Raw genomic sequence first — 8,138 nt, 5'->3', positions numbered from 1 at the left:
CCGAAGGGTTGGAGGTTCGAGCCCTCTCCACGGAGCCATTTTATTTTTTAAAATGTTAATTATGCAGACCAAATAAATTTTGGTCTGCTTTTTATTATGTAACAGTACTTAATTAATAGGACTGATTTCCGGCAAGGGTTGAAGCTCTTCATTAACGTGCATCGTTAATTAAATCGAATAATACTTTCTTACATAAATTATTCTTTACTTATCTTGTTGCCATCGCTTATAAGCAGCACAGTTCCATCTACGTCAGTTCTGTATATCTGTATGTTTTTTCTTTTAAGTTTATTTATTGTATTTTTAGTAGGATGACCATACTTGTTGTTTTTGCCACAGCTTATTATAGCTATTTTAGGGTTGACTTTATCTAAAAATTTTTCTGAAGTGGAAGTTGAACTTCCATGATGTCCAACTTTTAGCACATCTGCCGAGAGATCATAATTTTTATCTATCATTTCGTCTTCACTCTTATTTTCAGCATCGCCTGTAAATAAAAATTTAGTATTTCCGTAGGTGATTTTTAAAACTATGGAATAGTTGTTGGTGTCTTCATACATAGTGCTGTTTGGAGCTATTATTTCAGCTGTGGTTTTTTTACCTAAATTCAATTCAGTGGCACGTGGAATTGGAACGTTTATTTTCATATTCTTATTTCTTAATGCAGTTATCATGCTCTCAAAGGTTATGGTGTTAGCTGTTTTTTTGGGAGCATAGAATTTATATATGTCATATTTTCTTATTATTGAACTCATGCCACCTATGTGATCCTCATCTGGATGAGTTGCAATTACATAATCCAATTTTTTTATACCTTGTTTCCTTAAATAGGACATTAGTTTATCTTTACTGTCATTTGGGCCTGCATCTATTAGAAGGTTTTTACCGTTTACTTGAATAAGCTCGCTGTCACCTTGCCCTACATCTATGTAATGTACTATGATTTGAGATGATTTAACTTTTGAATTCAATACATTGCTGGTACTATTGGTACACCCAGAGAGTAGAAAAAGTACTGCCAGGAATACACTTATCATGTTTAAATGTTTTTTTATGAAATTCACTATTGTAACAGCTCCTTTAGTTATTTGGAAAATGTATTAGCCTTTAAGGTATATTTTTTCGGATATTTTTTGTTTTATAATATTTGACAAGTTTGAAAGCTCTTCCTTTGACATATTATCGATATATATGGGTTCACATATGGTCATTTTCACATCTGCAGGTTTTAGTATGCTGTGTTTATTACCCTCTCTTAATCTATAGCTTCCATCTATGGCAATGGGAACTATGGGCACTTTGGATTTTAAAGCCAATTTTAAGCTGCCTTTTTTGAATTCACCTATTTTAGGTCCTTTGCTTCTGGTACCTTCTGGAAATACCACCATACTGTGTCCGCTTTTCAAAATTTTAATACCTTCATTTATGGATTTTATGGATTCCCGAATATTTTGTCTGTTCATGAAGACACAGTTTATCTGCCGCATCCAATAAGTAAGCAATCCAATTTTAGTGATTTCTTTTTTAGCTATAAATCCAACCGTTCTATTGAGGGATGAGATTATTATTGGTATATCAAAAAACCCCTGATGATTGGCGACAAAAAGGCAGGGAACCTGCGGCAAATGTTCTTTTCCTTCCAATTTAATTCTGGCATTTACGAGATTTAAAATGAAATTTGCCCAATTTTTTACAGCAACATATATATAATTTTCAACTTGTTCTTTGTCTCCTGTTTTTTTTATTCCCTCCAATTTGATTTTTTTTGTTACAGTACCAATCATATAGAGAATAAAAATAAAATAAAATAAAATGGTTTTTAACATAAATCGATTCCTCCTTGTAGAATTCTATTGATGAGTTCGTAAATATTACCTATCTATTATATCATATCCAATTATCATATATATTGAATAAATAATTTAGCTTTTAGTGCAAATATTGGCTAAAATAATAAAAAATATGGTTTTAATTAATTTAATTTTGCCAGAAATATTCATAGGTCCAATATGTACAATAAAAAATCCTATTTTATAGGACAATTGCATAAAATAAATGAGATCATTCAATTAGAGCAAAAATAAAAATATCTATTTGCTAATGGAAAATAAAAGTGTTACAATATAGATAATTTGTTATTAAACAAGTTAATATACTGTAATTATTAAAATGGATATTTAAAATACATATAAAAATAAAAGTTACATATGAAATGAGTAAATAATAATAATTCAAAAATCCATTTAAAATTATAGATCCAATATTTTAAACCAAGGAGATGATTTCATTGAAAAATAATTCAGCCAATTATAAATTGGACAATGTAAACAGCCCTAATCTTTATAAAGATATGTTTCCTTATGATGAAGTCCCAAAAGTAGTTTTTGATAATGTACAAGTTCCTATGGATATTCCAGAAAAAATATATATTACAGATACAACTTTTAGGGATGGACAGCAGTCTATGCCCCCTTATACAAGTAAGCAGATAATAAAAATTTTTGATTATCTTCATCAATTGGACAATAATTCTGGTATAATTAAACAGACGGAATTTTTCTTATATACAGAAAAGGACAGGAAAGCAGCTGAAGCCTGCATTGAAAAAGGATATAAATTTCCTGAAGTGACTTCCTGGATAAGAGCCAATAAGAAAGATTTCAAGTTGGTGAAGCAGATGGGGATTAGAGAAACTGGAATGCTTATGTCGTGTTCAGATTACCATATATTCAAAAAACTCAAAATGACAAGACAGGAAGCTATGGACATGTATTTGGACATAGTTAGAGAGGTGTTGAATAATGGAATTTACCCCAGATGTCATCTGGAAGATATTACTAGAGCTGACTTCTATGGATTTGTAGTTCCTCTTGTAACTAAATTGATGGAACTGTCTAGAGAGGCCAATATTCCTGTGAAAATAAGAGCCTGTGATACTCTTGGTTTGGGTGTATCCTACAATGGAGTGACTGTCCCAAGAAGTGTCCAGAAAATTATTCATGGGCTTAGAACTATCTGTGGAGTTCCTTCAGATATGATAGAATGGCATGGGCATAATGATTTTTATAGTGTAGTAGATAATTCTACAACTGCCTGGTTATATGGAGCATCTTCTGTAAATACGTCTCTCCTGGGGATAGGCGAGAGAACGGGAAATTGTCCCCTGGAGGCCATGGTATTTGAATATGCACAATTAAAAGGCAATACTGGAAATATGAATTTGCATATTATAACGGAATTGGCGCAGTATTTCAGTAAAGAAATGAAATATGATATACCTACAAGAACTCCATTTGTCGGTAAAGAATTTAATGAAACCAGGGCGGGGATACACGCAGATGGTATATTAAAAGATGAAGAGATCTACAATGCTTTTGATACGGACAAAATTTTGGGAAAGCCAATTGTTGTAGCTGTAAATCAATATTCAGGACATGCAGGAATTGCAGCTTGGATCAATACCTATTATAGATTGAAGGGTGACGATAGGGTTGATAAGAAGGATGAGAGAATTAATGATATAAAATTATGGGTAGATGAACAATATAAGTCGGGAAGAACTACCATGATAGGAAACAATGAGCTTGAGCTGCTGGTAAAAGAGTTGATGCCGGAAGTTATGAGAAAGAATGAAGAGAGAGCGAGTTAATCAGTCGAATAGAATATTTGCGGAAATGAGGGATTTATGTGGGATTGAACGCAGCAAAAAAGATAATAAAGAATCATCTCGTTAAAGGTGAAATGATACCAGGAGAGGAGATTGCAATAAAAATAGATAGAACTCTTACCCAGGATTCTACAGGCACTATGGCCTATCTTCAGTTTGAAGCACTTGGAATAGATAGGGTAAAAACCAAGAAATCCATAGCCTATATAGATCACAACATGTTACAGTCAGGTCCTGAAAATGCAGATGATCATGCTTATATTCAAACTGTAGCAAAAAAGCATGGTATATATTTTTCAAGGCCTGGAAATGGGATATGTCATCAAGTTAATCTGGAGAGGTTTGGAGTACCGGGAGATACTCTTTTGGGATCCGACAGCCATACTCCTACAGCAGGTGGGATAGGAATGCTTGCCATTGGAGCAGGCGGACTTGATGTAGCAGTGGCCATGGGCGGTGGAGAGTATTATTTGAATATGCCTAAGATAGTCAAAGTTAATTTAAAAGGCAGATTGGGAGCATGGATTACAGCCAAGGATATAATTTTGGAGATGTTAAAAAGGCTCAGTGTTAAAGGTGGAATTGGAAAGATATTTGAGTATGTTGGAGAGGGAGCAAAGACACTGTCTGTTCCTGAAAGGGCAACCATAACCAATATGGGAGCAGAACTTGGTGCCACTACATCAATATTTCCCAGTGATAATGTAGTTCGTGAATTTTTAAGAGCTCAGGGGAGAGAAAAAGATTTTTCTTTTATTGAACCGGATGCAGATGCAAGCTATGATGAGGAGATGGAAATAGATTTATCATCCCTGGAACCTATGGTAGCATGTCCGCATAGTCCGGACAAAGTGGTTGCTGTTTCAGAATTGGAAGATGTTAAAGTAAATCAAGTATGTATAGGGAGTTGTACCAATTCATCTTATGTGGATATGATGAAAGTGGCACATATATTAAAGGGAAATACAGTAAGTGAAGATGTTTCTCTTACCATATCTCCGGGTTCAAGACAGGTTCTGACCATGCTGTCCCAAAATGGAGCATTGTCCTATATGATAGAGGCAGGTGCAAGAGTGTTGGAGAGTGCCTGCGGACCCTGTATAGGAATGGGGCAATCACCTTCTACTGGTGCTGTATCTCTCAGAACTTTTAACAGAAATTTTGAGGGAAGATCAGGTACTAAGTCCGCAAAAGTATATCTGGTAAGTCCGGAAATTGCAGCTGTTTCTGCATTGACAGGTTATATTACGGATCCAAGACAGATGGGGACGCCTTTTAAAGTTGAAATGCCTGCAAAATTTTTAATAGATGACAATATGGTAGTTGATCCCAGCAGGGCCGGAGAAGATGTCAGAGTGGTAAGAGGACCTAATATAAAGCCATTTCCTGTGGCAAAGCCACTGAAAGATGTTTTGAATGGAAAAGTGCTTACAAAAGTAGGAGACAATATAACTACAGATCATATAATGCCTTCTAATTCAAAATTGCTGCCCTATAGATCCAATATCCCATACTTGTCTGATTACTGTCTGACACCCTGCGATGAAGAATTTCCCGCAAAGGCAAAGAAAAATTCAGGGGGTTTTATAGTGGCGGGAGAAAATTATGGACAGGGTTCCAGCAGAGAACATGCGGCATTGGCTCCTCTTTACCTGGGAATAAAGGCAGTATTTGCGAGGTCTTTTGCTAGAATCCACAGGCAGAATCTTATAAATAATGGAATACTTCCTCTGGTTTTTCAAAATGTGAAGGATTATGAAGAGATAGATGTAATGGATGAACTTGAAATGGGAGATATGCTCAAACAAATTGACGGTGATACAATCATAGTGAAAAACAAGACAAAGAACAAAGAATATAATATGCTATTTGATGTTACCCAAAGGCAGAGAAATATGATAAAATATGGTGGATTGATAAATTTGATGAAAAGGAATAGTCTATAAAATTCGACATATTAGGGGGTAATTGATTTTATGAAGCACAGACACAGAGTAACTCTTATTCCGGGCGACGGTATAGGTCCAGAGGTTAGTGAAGCGGCAACAAAAATTATAGATGCCAGTGGTGTGGATATAGATTGGGATATAGCTGAAGCTGGAGCGGCTTTTATAGATAAATATGGCACTCCTATTCCGGAGAAGGTCATTGACAGTATAAAGAGAAACAAAGTGGCATTGAAGGGTCCCGTGACCACGCCAGTGGGGAAAGGTTTCAAAAGCGTAAATGTAACCTTGAGAAAAAGTTTGAATTTATATGCCAATATAAGGCCTATAAAAACGTATGAAGGGGTAAAGTCCAGGTATGATAATGTTGATTTGGTTATATTCAGGGAAAATACTGAGGATCTATATGCGGGAATAGAGTTTATGGTAAATGATGAGACAGCACAAAGTGTGAAGATAATATCCAAGAATGCCAGCAGAAAAATAGTAAAAGCAGCTTTTGAATATGCGGTTAATAATGGAAGAAGGAAAGTAACCGCAGTTCACAAGGCCAATATAATGAAATTGTCAGATGGACTTTTTTTAAGAACTGCCAGAGAAGTAGCTGAAGAATATGATGATATAGAATTTGATGATGTGATAGTAGATGCCATGAGCATGAAACTGGTGTTGAATCCTGAAAAATATGACGTGCTTGTAATGCCAAACTTGTATGGCGATATATTGTCTGATCTGGCATCCGGACTGGTAGGGGGACTGGGGCTAGTTCCCGGGGCCAACATGGGAGAAGAGCGAGCTGTATTTGAGCCTGCCCATGGTTCAGCTCCTGATATTGCAGGACAGAACAAGGCGAATCCTACTGCTATAATATTGTCTTCAGTTATGATGTTGAAATATTTACATGAAAGTGAAGCTGCGGATAGAATTGAAAGGGCAGTGGAAAATGTGTTAAAAGAGGGAAAGTATATAACCCCTGATCTAGGAGGAAATTCAACTACTGATGAATTCACCAATGCTGTAATTTCAGAATTGTAATAGTATTTTTGATATTAAAGTGTAAAATAAGCTGCTGCACAAATTTAATTGTGCAGCAGCTCTTTATAATTAAATTATATAAAAAATTAGGGAATTTAAAGTAATTAGGGAACTTTGTTTATTATCAAGCTTTAGCTAGAGCTTGGTCTAAATCATATATAATATCATCAATGTTTTCCACACCAATTGAAAGCCTTATGAGATCAGGAGTTACTCCGGCAGCTTTCTGTTGTTCTTCGTTCAACTCTGCATGAGTAGTACTTGATGGGTGGATTACAAGGGACTTTGCATCTGCTACATTTGCAAGTAAAGAGAATAATTTTACGCTGTTTATAAATTTCTTTCCAGCTTCAAATCCGCCTTTTATTCCAAAAGTAAATATGGAACCTGCTCCCTTTGGAAGATATTTTTTAGCTAGTTCTCTATATGGGCTTCCTTCAAGTTCAGGATAGTTTATCCATGCAACCTTCGGGTGTTTACTTAAAAATTCAACTACTTTTCTTGTATTTTCAACATGTCTTTCAACTCTCAGTGAAAGTGATTCAAGTCCAAGCAAGAAATAAAATGCACTTTGAGGACTCAGTGTTGCACCTGTATTTCTTAAAAGTTGTACTCTGGCTTTTGTAGCAAATGCCACAGGACCTTGATCAGCATATACAAGTCCATTGTAGCTCTCATCAGGTGTAGTGAAATCAGGAAATTTACCACTTGCTCTCCAGTCAAATTTTCCACCGTCAACTATGACTCCACCTATGGTAGTTCCATGTCCACCTATGAATTTAGTTGCAGAGTGAACAACTACATCTGCCCCGTATTCTATTGGTCTTACCAGGTATGGAGTACCAAAAGTATTATCTATGATAAGTGGTATTTTATTTTCATGGGCTATATTTGCCACTGCTTCTATATCCAGTACATTTATTCTCGGGTTTCCTATGGTTTCAGCATAGACTGCTTTTGTATTGTCCTTGATTGCTTTTCTGATATTTTCAGGATCATCAGGATCTACAAATGTTACGTCGATTCCAAGTTTCTTTAAAGTTACTGAGAACAATTCATAAGTTCCACCGTAGAGGGTGCTGGCTGAAACTATGTTGTCCCCTGCATTTGCCACGTTTAATATAGAATATAATATTGCTGCCAAACCTGATGCTGTAGCAAGACCTGCACTTCCACCTTCAAGAGCTGCTATCCTCTGTTCAAATACATCTTCTGTGGGGTTCATTATTCTTGCATAAACGTTTCCTGGTTTTTTAAGCTGGAAAAAGTCTGCAGCTTCATCTGCATCTTTGAATACAAAAGATGTTGTCTGATAAATTGGAACTGCCCTTGCTCCCGTTGTTGGATCAGGCACTTGACCTGCATGTACCTGTAATGTTTCAAAACCTAATTTTCTCTCTTCACTCATTTTTACTTCCTCCTCATATTTCTTTATAATATATTAAATATTCTGGACGAAACTTCTATATATTTTGGCAAAATAAAAAATC

6 protein-coding genes are annotated in these 8,138 nt (G+C 35.6%); 3 read left to right on the top strand and 3 right to left on the bottom strand.

Annotated features, from left to right (window positions below; all coding sequences use genetic code 11):
• Nucleotides 1-197: 197 nt before the first annotated feature.
• Together ACFHWD_RS18405 and ACFHWD_RS18400 are read right to left on the bottom strand one after the other, a co-directional pair.
• Nucleotides 198-1,064: a ComEC/Rec2 family competence protein gene (locus ACFHWD_RS18405; RefSeq protein WP_150358753.1), complete on the bottom strand. Its 867-nt coding sequence runs from the start codon at nt 1,062-1,064 to the stop codon at nt 198-200.
• A 36-nt stretch (nt 1,065-1,100) separates the two neighbouring features.
• Entirely contained in the window at nt 1,101-1,826 is a 726-nt protein-coding gene (locus tag ACFHWD_RS18400; protein ID WP_150358754.1) for a 1-acyl-sn-glycerol-3-phosphate acyltransferase, read from the bottom strand.
• A 452-nt stretch (nt 1,827-2,278) separates the two neighbouring features.
• Here ACFHWD_RS18400 and ACFHWD_RS18395 point away from each other — a divergent pair, with 452 nt between their 5' ends.
• The 3 genes from ACFHWD_RS18395 to ACFHWD_RS18385 are packed head-to-tail and all read left to right on the top strand — an operon-like array spanning nt 2,279 to nt 6,648.
• Nucleotides 2,279-3,649, top strand: a complete 1,371-nt coding sequence (locus ACFHWD_RS18395; protein ID WP_150358755.1) for a 2-isopropylmalate synthase — start codon at nt 2,279-2,281, stop codon at nt 3,647-3,649.
• Nucleotides 3,650-3,687: 38 nt separating this feature from the next.
• Entirely contained in the window at nt 3,688-5,613 is a 1,926-nt protein-coding gene (locus ACFHWD_RS18390; RefSeq protein WP_150358756.1) for an aconitate hydratase, read from the top strand.
• Nucleotides 5,614-5,643: 30 nt separating this feature from the next.
• Entirely contained in the window at nt 5,644-6,648 is a 1,005-nt protein-coding gene (locus tag ACFHWD_RS18385) for an isocitrate dehydrogenase (NAD(+)) (protein ID WP_150358757.1), read from the top strand.
• 124 nt (nt 6,649-6,772) lie between these two features.
• On the opposite strand, the gene ACFHWD_RS18380 is transcribed toward ACFHWD_RS18385, so the two are convergent.
• Nucleotides 6,773-8,056, bottom strand: coding sequence for an O-acetylhomoserine aminocarboxypropyltransferase/cysteine synthase family protein (locus tag ACFHWD_RS18380; RefSeq protein WP_150358502.1), 1,284 nt, complete (start codon nt 8,054-8,056; stop codon nt 6,773-6,775).
• Between the last annotated feature and the right edge of the window lie 82 nt (nt 8,057-8,138).

Origin of the sequence: Clostridium sp. MT-14, from assembly GCF_042436595.1 — a bacterium.
Classification (GTDB): domain Bacteria; phylum Bacillota; class Clostridia; order Clostridiales; family Clostridiaceae; genus Clostridium_B; species Clostridium_B aromativorans.
Note: the sequence above shows the minus strand (reverse complement) of the source record. Positions and strands in the feature narration are given on the sequence as shown.